The organism is Methylobacterium longum (assembly GCF_022179385.1).
In the GTDB taxonomy this organism is placed as follows: Bacteria; Pseudomonadota; Alphaproteobacteria; order Rhizobiales; family Beijerinckiaceae; genus Methylobacterium; species Methylobacterium longum.
Genome location: NZ_BPQS01000035.1, coordinates 18,567 through 32,515, shown reverse-complemented (window position 1 = coordinate 32,515; position 13,949 = coordinate 18,567). Strand labels below are relative to the sequence as shown.

Below are 13,949 nucleotides of genomic sequence, written 5' to 3'. Positions count from 1 at the left end.
GTGAATGCATCGGGCGCGGTCCGTCGGGGCCGCGCCCGCCTTGTCTTTGAGGAGACCGGACCATGCCTCGCCTGATCATGCCGCTTCTCGGCGGCGCCCTCCTCCTGGCCGGCGTCGCCGCGAGCGATGCCCAGACCAGCACCGTCACGACGGGCCCGAACGGCGTCTCGGGGAGCACGACCCTGACGACCGGCCCGAACGGCAAGCCCTGCACGGTCGTGCATTCCGACGCCGCGCGGAACACCGGGCCCCTTTCGAGTTCGGTCACGGCCGGGCCGGACGGCGTGACGAGCTCGACCACGGGCGGCCCGTCGGTGACCACGAGGTCCGGCGCCGGCTCGACCAGCAGTTCGGCATCGAGTTCGAATCCCGGCGGCAGCACCATGACGACCACCGGCGACGGCGACTGCGTCGTCACCGTTCCCAAGGACAGGAAGTGAGGCCGACATGACGACAAGATTCATCGTTCCCCTCGCCGCCCTCGGGCTTATCGTCCTCCCGGCGCTGGCGCAGGCACAAGGCAGCGCCACAGGCGGCACCGCCGGATCGGCCGCGGCCGGGGGCACGTCCGCCTCCACGGTCGGGACCGGCGGCACCTCGACCGGCGCGAACGGAGCGACCGGCTCGTCCCTGGCCACCGGCGGCAGCGCGGCGGGCGGCAAGACCATGGACCGCTCGCACGTCAACGAGACCGGCAACGGCGGGCTGAACGGACAGTCGAAGGCGATGGCCCACGACGGCGGGACCTTCTCGAAGTCGCACACGCAGACGAAGGTGCGCGACGGCGAGGTCGAGTCCCGCACGAAGACCATGGCGCACGAGCCCGGCTCCAAGCCGGTGAAGTCGACGACCACGACGGGCTCGACGACCGGTCGGTGACCGGGGGCCGCCGGCCGAAGGTCGGCCGCATGACCGAGGACATCGCCGCCGAATGGGGCAAGAAGCGTTATGGGTGCGCTCGCCCCGCTCAGGTGGCTTGTCGGGAACGTCGTCGATGGTGAGGCCGCCGCACCCGGATCGGGTTCGAACCAGCGCCTTGGACTTCTGGTTGGCCCGGGGCGCCATCGCCTGCGTGGCCGGCCTCCAGCTGCTGATCGTGAACGACTTCTCCCTCGGACCGCGCTGGCTCGCCCCAACGCTCGAACTCACCCTGCTGGTACCGCTCTCGGCCGCCACGGCCTGGAACCAGGGTCGGGCACGGCGCGCCACGACAGATTCGCACTGGACCGAGGTCCACCGCCATCATCGCCTGATCCGCGGAATGGCCCTGTTCATGACGGCGCTCGTCACCGCGGCGAACACCGCGGCCCTCGCAGCCCTGGTCCACGCCCTCCTGAACGGCAAGGCCGCCGGCGGCTCAACCTTGCTCGTGGATGCCCTCAACATCTGGGGCACCAACGTCGTGATCTTCGCCCTGTGGTTCTGGACGACAGATCGCGGGGGCGCGGCCCTGCGCGGCCATCCGCGTGCGCGGGATCCCGATTTTCTGTTCCCACAAATGACACTGCCGCAGCAGGATGCGGCGGACCCGTTCGTGCCGGGTTTCGTGGATTACCTGTTTCTGGCCTTCACCAACGCCACCGCCTTCTCGCCCACCGACACGCTGCCGCTGACGCCGCGCGCGAAACTGCTGATGATGTCCGAGGCGCTGATCTCCCTGCTCACTGTGGCGCTGGTCGCCGCGCGCGCCGTCAACATCCTCGCTTGATCAGGCGGTCCGAGACGTCGCGCGGGTGGCGGGACGGGCCGAGCTAGGCGGCGAAGGTTTGCGACCCGACGACATGAAGAACGCCGGCGTGGCGAACAGGGACGAGGCGCGCCGGGAGGCCACGGTTCCGACGAGCCTGGCCAGGCCCGGTCTTGAGCATTCGGTCGCCAGCCGAACGCGCGCAAGACGCGATGATGTTTCTATCTTGAATGTATTGTTGAATCCGTGCAATGATCGTCATTCAAGACATGGTCGAAACACTCATTTCGCACGCATATCGGGTGAATATGATCGATATATAGTGGAGACATCAATGAGGAACGTCATCTGGGCTTGTGCTTTGATGATTCCCGCCTGCTTCGGTGCCGAAGCAGGGGATTTTCCGAAAGAAGGCACCGCACTTTATACGACCCACTACGTCAACGTCTCCGCGACCCCGATCAAGATGGGGGACCGGACCGCCTCTATTTATGAGAGCGCCGGTATTACGCGCAATGATGCGGGCGAAGCGCCGTTTAACGACATGGGCACTCGCTGCATCGGTATGCGCGAGGCCAACGGGAACGACGTAGTCAATCGCGGAAGCTGCATCGATACCGACAAGGACGGCGATCAGGTGTTCTCGACCTACGAGGCGAACGCCAAGAACGGCCGCCACGTCTTCGTTGGCGGCACGGGGAAATACCACGGCATCGCGGGGTCGGCGGACTACACCTTCCAGTCCGTGAAGGTACCTGAAGGCGCCCGACCGATGACGATCGTGCCGCATAAGGCAACCTGGAAGCTCCCCTAGTGGCTGGCGCCCCGCGGCGTGATGGACCGCCCCACAGCCTCAATCCGCCCGCCGGACACCCTCCCGCGGGCGGGCGGTGTGGAGGCGGTCTGGTCTTACCTCGGTGGGCGCAGAGTGGCGGGGGCCGAAAGGCTGGGAGGCAGGGGCCGCCGAACAGGTCACGGAGCGCCTTCCGCTGAGAGGGCGGACGGCAGCGCCGCCTCCGAGGCCCCGGTTGACCGTGGATCTGCGGCACCGCGGGCAGAAGGCCGGGAGGTCGCCGTCCGCGTTGTTCGCGGCGCCCTGGTCCCGATGGACCGCGGCCCCGCAGGTTTGACCGGCATGGCTTAGGATGTCGGCCCTAGCCGATCCGCCCGCCCCGGCCAGGGGGCCACCGACCGGCCGCTGCGCCCCACCCGTGGCCATCGCCGAGGGGGCGGATCATCCGTCGAGGCGGCCGCCCTGCGAGGACGCGTTTGCGCGATCCTCGCCGCAGCCACGTCGCCGCCACCGCCGGGCCACAGCCCCCCGACGCCCTCCGATCGTGTCCCGTGGGTTCGATCGAAGGGCGCCGCCGCCTCGACGTCAGGACGCTAGAGCTGCTTGACGCGCCGGGACGTGTCGCGGGTCCGGTAGAAATCCCAGAGCAGGAATGCCGGGAAGGGCAGCATGATGGCGAAGAAGATCCAGTCGAACATCTGGGGCATGGGGCAGGTCTCCTACAACTTATAGGAGGGTCAACCCGCGTAGGGCCCCGCAGGTTCGACGGGCGCGCTCGCTTCCGCCCGGGCGCGCACGCCCACCGGCTTCCGCCAGCAATGCGCCCGCGCGGCGCGGCGCGGCGCCCCCCCGGAACTTCGCGAGCGAGGTCGGCCACGTGCGCGAGGTGCCGGAAGCGGGCGCTCGGGCGCATCACACCGCGCGCCTAACCATGATGATACAAGTCATGGACGACAGGGCCATGATCCGAGACGCCGACGAGACTGATGGACGGATGCGCCGCCTCGTCGGGACCGTGAGCGGCGGCCGGTGGCGGCGCGTCGTGATGGGCGTCGCCGTGGAAGACGAGGCTTCCCTTTGAATCGATGGCCGCGCGGGGCGCGGCGGAGTCCGACGGGCCCTGGGGTGGCAGCGTCGCGGCTTGGACGGGCTTGCCGTCATCGGAGGGATGCTGGGCCTCGGCACTCGGGAGTCTCTCGGGTGCCCCTCCCTGCGCTCCCTGATCGACGCGGTGGGATACAGCATCGGGGGCATCAACCTGCCCGCGACCGGGATCGGCCGTCGCGCTCGGGCCGCCACGGGGCGCGGGCGGACCGCCGGCGTCCCCGTGGTTGAGCGCGTCCTGGCTGCCGGCCGGGGCTGGCGTGCCGCGTTCGGGCGGCGTGGCCTCAGCGTGGGAAGCCTCATGTCTGCCCGACCCCGCCGGGACTGCCGAGCTGGCTGGCATGTCGGCATTGGGATGATCCTGCGCCCCCGCAGGCTCGCCCCCGCTCTGAGTCGTCGAGCCGCGATTGGCGGCGTCTGGACCCTGCCCTTGGGACGCCGCCGACCCATCGGAATGCGGCCCCAAGTCCCGCGAGGCGGTGTGTTGAGGCGTGGGCGACGCGGCGTCGTCCGGGGCCGCAGCCTGCGCAGGCGCGTTGTCCAGACCTCCGTGAGGAGACCCCGATGACGGGGCCGCCGCCTGGGCCGGGTCCGCACTGGAGGATGCCCCCGGCCCGTGTCCCGAAGACGGCCCGTGTCCCGAAGACGGCCCGTCCCCCCCGCCCGACCCGCGGTCGCTCGCGCTGTCTTCCGGTCCATGGACGGAAGCCGCGAGCGCGACGGGTGCGTGAGACGGCGGCGCGCCTGGCGCCGAGCCGGAGTGCATTCCGGCGTCTCCCGGCGGCGTGCCCGGCTCGGAACCGGCCTCGATCGAGTGGGCGTCGCGCGGCGTTGCCCCCCGGTGATCGCTCTGCTCGGCGGGGCCTGTCGCGTGGACGTCCCTGTCGGGATCGACCGGCGAGCCGGCCCCGGACGCGGACGCGGCTTTCTGCAGGGCCGAGCCGTGATCACCAGTGGCGCTTCCCTGCGGACCCGACCCGGTCTCCTGGTGCGCGACCGCCCGGGCCTGCCCGTCTTGGTGCATGCCGGCGTGGCCGTTCTCCGCCCGCTCGACGTGAGAACTGTCCGCCGCGGCGTCGGCGCGGGCGCCATGGCCGCGGTCGCTGCCCCGGTCATCCGGGTCACGGGACGCCGATGCTGCCGAGGCCGCCGAGGTTCGGTTCGCCTCGGCTTGTCCTGCCGCAGGGACCCACCCCGGCGAGCCCGCCCCGGATCCGGCCTCGGCCCGGGCCGCCTCCGCGAGCCGTGGCTGAGCGTTCGAGTCCGGCGTCAGGGATTGATTGCCATGGCCGCGCTGATCGCCACTGTCCGCCCCCAATCCGGCCGACGACTCGGCGGCACCCTCGCTTCGGCCGGTCGCTGATGCCTGCTGGCCGCCGGTTGCCACGGCCCCCGTCTCGGCGGCGACCCGGGCGAACCCGATGTCGTTGCCCATACTCGGCGCATGAGACTCGGTCTCGCGGCCGGGCAGCCCTGCTCGGTCGCCGTGGACATCGGCCCGGATCGCGGGCGCCGGATCGATCCGGCCTCCCGGGGCGGCGGTGTCCTGGCTCGCGCCGCTGCCCTGCGCGGTCAGAGCGGTCGGCTGAACCGGGGCGGCTGTGGGCCCGGCATTGCCTCCGCCGCCCGTCCCCGCCGCGAGATCGCTCTGCCCCCCCTGGTGCGCGGTGCCGCTCGCCAGATCCGCCAGCAGAGGGTCAAGATCCGCGCTCGCGGCGGCGTGACCGCCGGCCAGCGCTTCCGCCGCGAAGATCATCGTGGACAGGATGATCGCCTCGACCTGCTTGCGGCCGTCGCCCTCTTCACCCGGCCCGGACGCGCCCCTGGCCCTGGCGGGCTGCGGCTGGCCTTGCCCAGTCCCGCCACCGCCATCGGCCGGGGCAAGGGGGTCGAGACCGGGCGCGAGCTCGCCCGCATGCGCCTCCTCGGAGGACAGGCTCAGGGCTGCCGCGGCGACCAGGGCCGCCAGCAGGGCGGCGGGATGCACGACCAGCTTCGTGCCCCTGGCGACCGCCGGGATCGGGAGCAGGTTCGGGTGAAGCCGGGCGATCTGGTCGATCAGGGCCCGGAAATCCGCGCCGCGCACGGGGCGGTCCAGCACGTCGGAGGCGATCAGGTAGCTGCCGTCGATCCGGGCGAAATGCATGATCACGTCGCCGTCGGGACGGCAGAAGACGAACCAGGGCTCGCCCTCGTCGGTGACGCCGTGCTCGCTGGCCATCCCGATCCCGGCGCGGAGGAGGGCGGCTTCGACCCGGTAGAACTCGGCGAGTTCCTGCTGCGACCAGCGGTCGGATCGCGCCGCCGGGCGAAGGAAGGGAATGACCGCGCTCATCGTCCGCTCCCTCTCGTGGTGCCCGTGTTCCCCTCGCCGAGGGGGCCGTGCGCCTGTCCGGCCGCCATCTCGCTGCCGAGCGCTCTAACGTTCATGGAAGGCGCGTCCCATCGCGTCGAAGAAGGGGGCGAACATGTATTCGAGCGCCGTCCGCTCCCCGGCCGAGACGATCACCTCGGCCGGGAGACCGGCGAGGAGACGGTGCCGGACCTCGGCCGGAAGCGCGTGCTCGTCGATCTCGACGGTGCCGGCGAAGTAGGGCTGTTTCGTGCCGTCATCGACGAGCCGGTCCCGCGAGACCGTCGCGAGCGTCCCGAAGAGCGTCGGCGTGCGGCGGGCCTGGAAGCTCGGGAACTTGATCTCCGCCCGCATCCCCGCGCGGACGGTCTCGAGGTCGTTGGGCGAGAACTGCACGGTGACGACGAGGCGATCCGTGGTCGGAACGATCTCCATCAGCGGCTCGCCCGACCGGATGACCTGCCCGATCGCGTAGACCTTCAGCGCCTGGATGACCCCCTCGTGCGAAGCGCGGATCTCGTGGCGGCGAAAGACGTCCTGCGCGACGACGAGCTTCTCCCGCAATTCGCCGATCTTCTGGCGCGTCTCGAGAAGCTGCGTCGTCACAGCCTCCTGAAGCTTCTGCTTCAACTGGGTCCTCTGCAGCCCCGCTTCGTTGATGGCGTTCTCGGCCTTCGCCCGCTCGGCGATCGAGCGCCCGATCACGCCCTCGAGCCGCGTCCGCTCCCGCTCCATGACGAGGAGGCGCGAGAGGGGAATCAAGTTCTTCTGGTGAAGGCCGCGGAGGCCTTCGAGCTCCTGGCGGATGAACCCGACCTGCGCCTCGACCGAGGATTTCTCGACGGCGAGGCCGGAGATCTCCGTCCTGAGCTGGGTGACCTTCGCGTCGACGAGGGCGAGCTGGCCGTTGAGCGTCTTGCGCCGCTCCGACATCTCGCCGGTCTGGTCGGCGATCATGCGGGCCAAAGCGGGCTCGCCGCGGCGCGCGGCAAGCTCGGCGGGGAGGGGCAGGTCGTCGGTCTGGTCCTGCTCGGCCCGCAGGCGCGCCTCGAGCACCCGGGCCGCGTCGAGTTGGTTCCGGAACAGCTCCGCGCTCGCCTGGGACTGGACGGGATCGACGCGCAGAAGGACGTCGCCGGCCCGGACGGCCTGCCCATCCTTCACGAGGATCGCCTGGACCATGCCGCCCTCGAAATGCTGGACGGTCTTCCGGCTGCTCTCCGTGACGACGACGCCCGGGCTGATGACGGCGCGGTCCAGACGGATGAAGGCCGCCCAGAGGACCACGAGGCCGAAGAACGCGGCGATGAGGGCGTAGCCCGCGATCGCGTAGCGCCGCCAATCGATCATGGCGCCATCCGCGCGGCTCCCGCCCACCGGGCGCACGCTCGGCACCGAGGCGTCGATCAGGTTCGGGACGGCGGGCATCGTCACGGCTCAGCCCGCGCTGCGCTTGGGCTCGGCCCCGCGCCGGCCGTCGGGCGGCACCGCGGGGCCCGCCTTGACCAGCGCCGGGACCGGTCGGGGCCCGGAAAGCTGTGCGAGGACTTGGTCCGGCGGCCCCGCCGCGCCCAGGGTCCCTCCCTCCAGCATCAGGATCAGATCGGCCCCCGCTAGGAGGCCGACTTTGTGCGTGATGACGAGAACCGTCGTGCCCCGCTGCCGAAGGTCGGCCATCGCCTCGATCAGGGCGGCCTCGCCGGTCTGGTCGAGGCTGGCATTCGGCTCGTCGAGGACGATCAGGCTCGGCTCGCCCGACATCGCGCGGGCCAGGGCGATGCGCTGCCGCTGGCCGCCGGAGAGGCCGTGCCCGCCGGCCCCGAGGCGGGTGTTGTAGCCGTCCGGCAGGGCCTGGATCAGGTCGTGGCAGCCCGCCCGTCGCGCCACCGAGACGATCGCGGCATCGTCCTGCGGGCCGAACCGCGCGATGTTCTGCGCAACCGTGCCGTCGAACAGCTCCACATCCTGCGGCAGGTAGCCGATATGCCGGCCGAGCGCCTGCGGATCCCAGTGGCGCAGGTCCGAACCGTCGATGCGCACCGCCCCTGAGGCGGCCGGCCAGACCCCCGTGATCGCCCGGACCAGGGTCGATTTTCCCGCCCCGCTCGGACCGATGATCCCGACGAGACTGCCGGCCGGCAGACGGATGCTCACATCCTGCAGGATCGCCTTCGACGAGCCCGGCGCCGTCACCACGAGGCTCTCCGTCTCGATGAGGCCGCGCGGCCGCGGCAGCGCCACGCGTTCCGGCTCCGGACCGACGCGCGCCATCAGCTCGGCCAGCCGCGCGTAGCTGCCGCGGGCCGCCGTGAGGGATTTCCAGTGGCCGACGACGGCTTCGATCGGTGCCAGCGTCCGTCCCATGATGATCGAGGCCGCGATCATCGAGCCGGCGGAAATCTCGCGGTGGATCGCGAGATAGGCGCCGAGGCCGAGGACCATCGTCTGCAGGAACATGCGGGCGAATTTCGTCGCCGCCGCGAGGAGCCCGGCCCGGTCGCTCGCACGAGCCTGCAGCAGGATCGCTTCCGCGTGGCGCCGGTTCCACCGGGTCTGCAGGGCGCCGAGCATTCCCATCGCCCGCAAGACCTCGCCGCCGCGGAAGGTCGCGCGGGCCCGGTCCCCGGCCTCGCGGGCGGCGTTGCTCGCCGCGTCGAGGGCGCGCCGGGTGGTGAGATCCGTGAGGAGGGTCAGCCCGAGGAGCGTTCCGCCCCCGAGCAGCGCCATCCAGCCGAACCACGGATGCAGGATGAAGCAGGCGACCAGAAACAGCGAGGCCCATGGCAGATCGCAGAGCGCGAGAAACGCCCCGCCCGTCAGGAACTCGCGCAGGACGCCGACGTCCCGCAGGATCGATTCGTGTCCCGCCTGCGGACGCAGCAGCGTGGCCCGGTGCACGATGGCGAAGACCGGTCCGGCGACCGTCCGATCGAAGATCACCCCACCCCGGACCAGCAGGCGCGACCGGAGCATTTCGAGGAGCGCGTAGACGGCGAGCGCCAGGGCCGCGATCGCGGTGATGCCGACGAGCGTCGCCTCGTTGCGGCTCAGGAGGACGCGGTCGTACACCTGAAGCATGTACAGGGGCGCCGCGAACAGGAGCAGGTTCGTGAAGAAGGCGAAGACGAACACCGTCGACAGAACCGGCCGGATCGCGCCAAGGCCATCCCTCAAGACAGACTCGGTCGTACGACCGCTCATAGCGACTCCCTGCGCGCGGGCCCGGGCCTCACGGCCAACGGCCGATCGCGCCGCGTCCGGGGGCTGGTCCGATCGGCCCCTGCGCGAGGATCCATCTTAGAGCAGACTTTTCTCTTTCCAAGGTTGTACAGGTACCGAGCGGCTGGACGTTCCATGCCGCGGGTCCATATAAGGATCACTGTACCCTTCCGTGAGAGCCCTCATCGCACGGTGGCGGGAGATCAAACGCGTGTACGTTCATCAGCAACGTCTCGGCTCGGAAGAAGTGCAGGAGCTGCGCCGGGAAGGGGGGCGATTTCTCAAGGAATTGCGCGAGAAGCGGGGCCTGTCGCAGAGGCAGCTCGCCGTGCAGGTCGGCGCCGACTACTACACCTTCATCTCGCAGCTGGAGACCGGGCGTGGCCGCGTTCCGCCGGACCGGTACCGGATCTGGGCCGAGGCCCTCGGCGTGGATGTACGCGATTTCGTCAAGAACCTGATGCGCTTCTACGATCCGCAGACCTTCGAGATCTTGTTCGGGGATTGATCGCCGCCCGCGCCAAGGCTCGAGCACCTTCCGTCATCCCGGGATGACGAGACGTCTTCGCTCGCGGTGCCCGCATCACGCGGCCCGGGGACGAACCGGCATCCGCGTCGGCGCGCGAGGTCCCAGGAGCCGGCGACGACCGGTTCATTCCGCCGCCAGGCCGAGCGTCGGTTCCTCGACGAGTGAAGCTCCGCAGGCGGCCATGAGATCGCGCAGAAGCGACAGGGCTTCATCGACTTCCGCCGGGGTGGCAAACCCCTCGCGCGCGTGGGTGCCGCCGCCCGTCAGCGTCACGGTGATGGCGAACCGCCCGTCGGGGCGTTCGATAATCCGATACGACGCGCGGCGAGGCATAAGCACGGAGTTGCGAGGGCTGTCGGACGCGAGACAATCCTCGTCATGCTTGGTCCAGTCCTGAAGTTCAAGATATGGCCTTCACTGTATAAGCGCCTGCACGCTGGCGTTCGCGACGCGGTCGAGAGCAGGATCTCTCCGCCCGCGCCGAACCTGTATTTCCTCTGATCGCATCGTTCCGGACTGGCTTCTGCGGCCTGTCTACCGGCCGACGGCCTGTGCTGCCCCGTCGATCTCCATCTCACGTCATCGCGAGAGTCGAACGGGCTTCCAGATGCTCATGCAGATACGCCCGGGCCCGGCTCACGCGGCTCTTCACCGTGCCGGTCTGACAGCCCAGGACCTCCGCGGCGGCCTCGTAGGTCAGCCCCTGCGCGCCGACGAGTAACAAAGCCTCGCGTTGCGGCGCGGGGAGCTGCTCCATGCGGGAGAGAACCACCCGCAGGTCGGAGCCATGCTCCTGGGGAGCGGGCGCGACCAGTTGGTTCGCGATCGCGCCGTCCACGTCCTCGATCTCGCGCCGGTACCGCCGGCATTCGCTGTAGAACTGGTTGCGCAGGATCGTGAACAGCCACGCCTTCAGCCGGGTGCCGGGCACGAAGCGGTCCTGGTTGGCCCAGGCCCGCAGGAGCGCTTCCTGCACGAGATCGTCGGCCCGCGCCGCGTTTCCGGCGATCGACTGCGCATAGGTCCGGAGGGCCGGAAGCGTCGCCATCAGTTCGTCGCGGAAAGCCGCGCCGCTCGCAACCGTCCGGGACGTCAGCTTGAGATCGAGATTCGCGATGAGATCGAGCAGGCCGTCCGGCGGATCGGACCGGATCACTCCACGATAGGCGTCCTGCAATTGCATACCGAGATGGCGCCGCACCGACAGGGGCAGCGTGGCCGGCTCCGCCGGCGCTTTCCGACTTGGGAGAACCGGATCAAGTTCGATGGCCTGCAGCAACTGGCTCAAGCGACGTCCCTCCGACTCGTGAGCCGCAGGCTGACGCCACGATCGGCCCATCCGCTGTACAGTGAACTTCTAACTCGCTGGATCGGCGGATCGATCCCGGGCGCGATGGCGTTTCACACGGCCCTGAAGCCGGCACGAGGGGCGGATGGCGCATCGGGTGACTTACAGCATCGTCGATTGCGCCGACGGGCGGTTTGCGGTGGTCGTCGTGGCGGCCTCCGGCGCCACGTACCGGCGCGGCGGGCTGCTCACGTTGGCGGAGGCCGAGGCGTGCGTCGAGGTTCTGCGCGTGGCGCTGGCCGATTGCGGCGTTGCGCTCGTGCATCTCGACCGCTCGGCCGAGACGCCGGAGATAGGGCCCGACTGATCCGATCCGGGACCGGCGCTGCCCGGCCCGGCCCGGCGGTCGGCGAGCGGGCGCTCGGCAGGAATGCCAGGACCCCGGGGCCGACGCGGTTGGCCGCGCGGGCGGGTGTCGGGAGACGGCCGTCCGGACCCCGCGGGGACGATCTCCGGAATCCGGTCTACGCCGTACGCCGCCGCGACAAGGCGTCCGGGCCGCACCGGTTGGCAGGAGCGGGGGAGCTCCGCCGGTCGGCTTCGGAGCGGCCCCGCGAGGCTGCAGACGCCGGGATCCCACCCGCTCGCGCTCCATAACGGACGCGGCCGGGACGGATTCATCCCGGGCCCCGAGGACGTTGCCCCATTCGAACCTGCGGCGCGGGCCCTTATCGCCCCGGCGGACCCGATACCTGCTCGCGCATATAGGCCTGCGGACTGGTCCCGAGCCCGATCCGGAACGCGTACACGAACGCGGACGTCGAGCCGTAGCCGAGTTGCATCGCGGTCTCGGTCACGCTCAGGCCTCCCCCCATCAGCTCGACGGACTTGAACAGGCGCAGGCAACGCCGCCAAGACCGCAGGCTCATGCCGATATCGGCCTCGCAACGCCGCGCCAGGGTCCGCGCGGACAGCCCGAGTTCACGCCCCCATTCCTCCGGTCCGCGGGCATCGGCCGGATCTGCGTAGAGGGCTTCGCAGAGACCGACCAAGGGTCCTTCTCGCGGCCAGGGCAGCGCTCCCGGCAGCGGTCGCGCCCGCCGGAATTGATCGAGGATCAGGGCGGTGACGCGGCCGGCATAGCCGCCATCGTCCGTTGCGTCCTCAAGCGCGACTGCCTCCAAGATCAGGGCTCGCAGCAGCGGTTGGACGGCAAAGACCGTCGGGCGTTCCGCCACGTCGTGTCCGGCCTCGTCGGCGACCCACAGGCTGCGGAACTGGGCGCCCAGGAGTGATCCGACCCGATGGCGGACGCCGGTCGGCAACCACACGGCCTGCTCCGGCGAGATCACGAAGGACCGCCCCTCCACGGCGACCGTGAGCACCCCGGACGTGGCGTAGACGATCTGGTGCCAGCGGTGCGCGTGCTCGGCGAAATACCCGCGTGCCGGGATGGTCTGGGCACGCACCGTGATCGGCTTGGGCGGCCCCAGCCCGGGCGGCGCGTCGATCGGCTCCCACAGCATCGCCCGCTCCCAGGTTGGCAGCTATTCTACACGAGTTGGCCTCTCGTTGAGATACGGACGGGCATCCCTCGTCTATAGCCCTTGCGACCCGCCGAGCCCGGCGACCCGTGTTCGCTGCGCGCCGTCCGACCCTCGGGCAGCTATCTGTCGAAATCCGAGCGCCTGATGTCCTACGCCTCCCCGTCGACCGTCGACCGCGCGCCTCCTCCCTCGGCCCGCCCCGGGGCAGCCAACGTTCTGAGGCTCGCCATCGCGCAGGCGCTCGCCGGGGCGAACTCGGTGGTCGTATTCTCGACCGGTGCGATCGTCGGCAACATGCTGGCACCGAGCAAGGTCCTGGCGACGCTACCGATCTCGATCTTCGTCGTCGGCATGGCCGCCTGCTCCCTGCCGGCCGGCAGCATCGCCCGCCGCTACGGCCGGAACGCCGCCTTCACGACCGGGACGGGCTGCGGCGTGCTCGTCGGGCTGCTGTCGGCCCTGGCCATCCTGACCGCCAACTTCTGGCTGTTCAGCGCGGCCATGTTCTTCGGCGGCGCCTACGCCGCCGTGGTCTTCTCCTTCCGCTTCGCCGCGGCGGAGTGCGTCGCACCGGAGCGGCGCGCGCGCGCGCTGTCCACCGTCATGGCGGGCGGGATCTTCGCGGGCGTGATCGGCCCGCAACTGGTCACGCACACCATGAACCTGTGGCCGCCCCACCTGTTCGCCGCCACCTTCCTGGCCCAGGCCGGGGTCGCCGCCCTGGCGGCCGTCATCCTCTCCGGCGTCCGCCTGCCGCGCCCCGCCGCGGACGATCTCGACGGCGGGCGGCCTCTGGCCGAGATCCTGGCTCAGCCGCGCTTCGTCATCGCGGTGGTCTGCGGGGCCGTGTCGTACCTGCTGATGAACTTCGTGATGACGGCGGCGCCGCTGGCCATGCACTTGTGCGGCCACGCGCAGGAGGACGCGAACCTCGGCCTTCAGTGGCACGTGATCGCCATGTACGGCCCGAGCTTCTTCACCGGACGACTGATCACGCGCTTCAGTGCCTCCCGGGTCGTAGCGGCCGGTCTCGCCCTGACGGGCGCGGCCTCGATCATCGGCTTGGCGGGCGTGGACGTGGCGCATTTCTGGCTGTCCCTGATCCTCCTCGGCCTGGGCTGGAACTTCGGCTTCGTGGGCGCCTCGGCAATGGTGCTCGAGTGCCACCGGCCCGAGGAGCGGACGCGGGTGCAGTCGGTCAACGACTTCATCGTGTTCGGGATGGTGGCCCTGGGTTCGTTCTCGTCCGGAGGTCTGCTGACGAGCTACGGCTGGGACGCGGTCCTCTGGGTCTCGTTCGGGCCGCTGACCCTGGCAGCGTCGGCGCTGGCGTTGATGGCCGTGCGAACGGCACGCCGGCCGGCTTGAGGCGGCGGGACGGCGGCCCCTCCGGTCTGTCAGAATGTCCGCGCGCGCCCCTGAACCGCGC

Annotated in this window: 13 protein-coding genes; 7 read left to right on the top strand and 6 right to left on the bottom strand. The window is 70.5% G+C overall.

The genetic code is table 11. The annotated features are described in order from the left end of the window. The first annotated feature begins 62 nt into the window (after positions 1-62). The 4 genes from MFF58_RS22840 (at position 63) to MFF58_RS22825 (ending at position 2,501) form a co-directional block, all read left to right on the top strand. Entirely contained in the window at positions 63-440 is a 378-nt protein-coding gene (locus MFF58_RS22840) for a glycosyl hydrolase (protein WP_238291280.1), read from the top strand. Between the two features lie 7 nt (positions 441-447). Next, positions 448-879, top strand: a complete 432-nt coding sequence (locus MFF58_RS22835; protein WP_238291279.1) for a hypothetical protein — start codon at positions 448-450, stop codon at positions 877-879. Positions 880-994: 115 nt separating this feature from the next. Beyond that, on the top strand, positions 995-1,708 hold the full coding sequence (locus MFF58_RS22830) for a hypothetical protein (RefSeq protein WP_243985873.1): 714 nt from the start codon (positions 995-997) through the stop codon (positions 1,706-1,708). A gap of 313 nt (positions 1,709-2,021) precedes the next feature. Then, the gene (locus tag MFF58_RS22825; protein ID WP_238291276.1) at positions 2,022-2,501 is read left to right on the top strand and encodes a hypothetical protein; all 480 of its coding nucleotides are present in this window, start codon (positions 2,022-2,024) and stop codon (positions 2,499-2,501) included. A gap of 904 nt (positions 2,502-3,405) precedes the next feature. Here the strand turns inward: MFF58_RS22825 and MFF58_RS22820 are convergent. The 3 genes from MFF58_RS22820 to MFF58_RS22810 form a co-directional block, all read right to left on the bottom strand. Further along, complete coding sequence (locus MFF58_RS22820; RefSeq protein WP_238291275.1) at positions 3,406-5,919, bottom strand: hypothetical protein; 2,514 nt, start codon at positions 5,917-5,919, stop codon at positions 3,406-3,408. Between the two features lie 84 nt (positions 5,920-6,003). Beyond that, on the bottom strand, positions 6,004-7,365 hold the full coding sequence (locus MFF58_RS22815) for an HlyD family type I secretion periplasmic adaptor subunit (RefSeq protein WP_238291274.1): 1,362 nt from the start codon (positions 7,363-7,365) through the stop codon (positions 6,004-6,006). Positions 7,366-7,374: 9 nt separating this feature from the next. Further along, positions 7,375-9,138: a type I secretion system permease/ATPase gene (locus MFF58_RS22810; RefSeq protein ID WP_238291273.1), complete on the bottom strand. Its 1,764-nt coding sequence runs from the start codon at positions 9,136-9,138 to the stop codon at positions 7,375-7,377. A 229-nt stretch (positions 9,139-9,367) separates the two neighbouring features. Here MFF58_RS22810 and MFF58_RS22805 point away from each other — a divergent pair, with 229 nt between their 5' ends. After that, positions 9,368-9,664: a helix-turn-helix domain-containing protein gene (locus tag MFF58_RS22805; protein WP_238291272.1), complete on the top strand. Its 297-nt coding sequence runs from the start codon at positions 9,368-9,370 to the stop codon at positions 9,662-9,664. A gap of 144 nt (positions 9,665-9,808) precedes the next feature. On the opposite strand, the gene MFF58_RS22800 is transcribed toward MFF58_RS22805, so the two are convergent. Together MFF58_RS22800 and MFF58_RS22795 are read right to left on the bottom strand one after the other, a co-directional pair. Continuing rightward, positions 9,809-10,018 (bottom strand): hypothetical protein, encoded by a 210-nt coding sequence (locus MFF58_RS22800; RefSeq protein WP_238291271.1) that lies wholly within the window; start codon positions 10,016-10,018, stop codon positions 9,809-9,811. Positions 10,019-10,259: 241 nt separating this feature from the next. Then, positions 10,260-10,964, bottom strand: a complete 705-nt coding sequence (locus MFF58_RS22795; protein ID WP_373323377.1) for a sigma-70 family RNA polymerase sigma factor — start codon at positions 10,962-10,964, stop codon at positions 10,260-10,262. A 154-nt stretch (positions 10,965-11,118) separates the two neighbouring features. On the opposite strand from MFF58_RS22795, the gene MFF58_RS22790 reads away from it, so the two are divergent. Continuing rightward, the gene (locus MFF58_RS22790) at positions 11,119-11,340 is read left to right on the top strand and encodes a hypothetical protein (RefSeq protein ID WP_238291270.1); all 222 of its coding nucleotides are present in this window, start codon (positions 11,119-11,121) and stop codon (positions 11,338-11,340) included. Positions 11,341-11,701: 361 nt separating this feature from the next. On the opposite strand, the gene MFF58_RS22785 is transcribed toward MFF58_RS22790, so the two are convergent. Beyond that, positions 11,702-12,499 carry an AraC family transcriptional regulator gene (locus MFF58_RS22785; RefSeq protein ID WP_238291269.1) on the bottom strand — a complete coding sequence of 266 codons (798 nt, stop codon included), beginning with the start codon at positions 12,497-12,499 and terminating at the stop codon, positions 11,702-11,704. A gap of 165 nt (positions 12,500-12,664) precedes the next feature. On the opposite strand from MFF58_RS22785, the gene MFF58_RS22780 reads away from it, so the two are divergent. Further along, a complete protein-coding gene (locus MFF58_RS22780) occupies positions 12,665-13,888 on the top strand; it encodes an MFS transporter (RefSeq protein ID WP_238291268.1) in 1,224 nt (407 codons plus the stop codon). The last annotated feature ends 61 nt before the right edge of the window (positions 13,889-13,949 follow it).

What these genes read in the sequence shown, in the direction of transcription:
- MFF58_RS22840 (WP_238291280.1), top strand. Translation starts at nt 63, where the DNA reads ATGCCTCGCCTGATCATGCCGCTTCTCGGCGGCGCCCTCCTCCTGGCC.
- MFF58_RS22835 (WP_238291279.1), top strand. Translation starts at nt 448, where the DNA reads ATGACGACAAGATTCATCGTTCCCCTCGCCGCCCTCGGGCTTATCGTC.
- MFF58_RS22830 (WP_243985873.1), top strand. Translation starts at nt 995, where the DNA reads ATGGTGAGGCCGCCGCACCCGGATCGGGTTCGAACCAGCGCCTTGGAC.
- MFF58_RS22825 (WP_238291276.1), top strand. Translation starts at nt 2,022, where the DNA reads ATGAGGAACGTCATCTGGGCTTGTGCTTTGATGATTCCCGCCTGCTTC.
- MFF58_RS22820 (WP_238291275.1), bottom strand. Translation starts at nt 5,919, where the DNA reads ATGAGCGCGGTCATTCCCTTCCTTCGCCCGGCGGCGCGATCCGACCGC.
- MFF58_RS22815 (WP_238291274.1), bottom strand. Translation starts at nt 7,365, where the DNA reads ATGCCCGCCGTCCCGAACCTGATCGACGCCTCGGTGCCGAGCGTGCGC.
- MFF58_RS22810 (WP_238291273.1), bottom strand. Translation starts at nt 9,138, where the DNA reads ATGAGCGGTCGTACGACCGAGTCTGTCTTGAGGGATGGCCTTGGCGCG.
- MFF58_RS22800 (WP_238291271.1), bottom strand. Translation starts at nt 10,018, where the DNA reads ATGCCTCGCCGCGCGTCGTATCGGATTATCGAACGCCCCGACGGGCGG.
- MFF58_RS22790 (WP_238291270.1), top strand. Translation starts at nt 11,119, where the DNA reads ATGGCGCATCGGGTGACTTACAGCATCGTCGATTGCGCCGACGGGCGG.
- MFF58_RS22785 (WP_238291269.1), bottom strand. Translation starts at nt 12,499, where the DNA reads ATGCTGTGGGAGCCGATCGACGCGCCGCCCGGGCTGGGGCCGCCCAAG.
- MFF58_RS22780 (WP_238291268.1), top strand. Translation starts at nt 12,665, where the DNA reads ATGTCCTACGCCTCCCCGTCGACCGTCGACCGCGCGCCTCCTCCCTCG.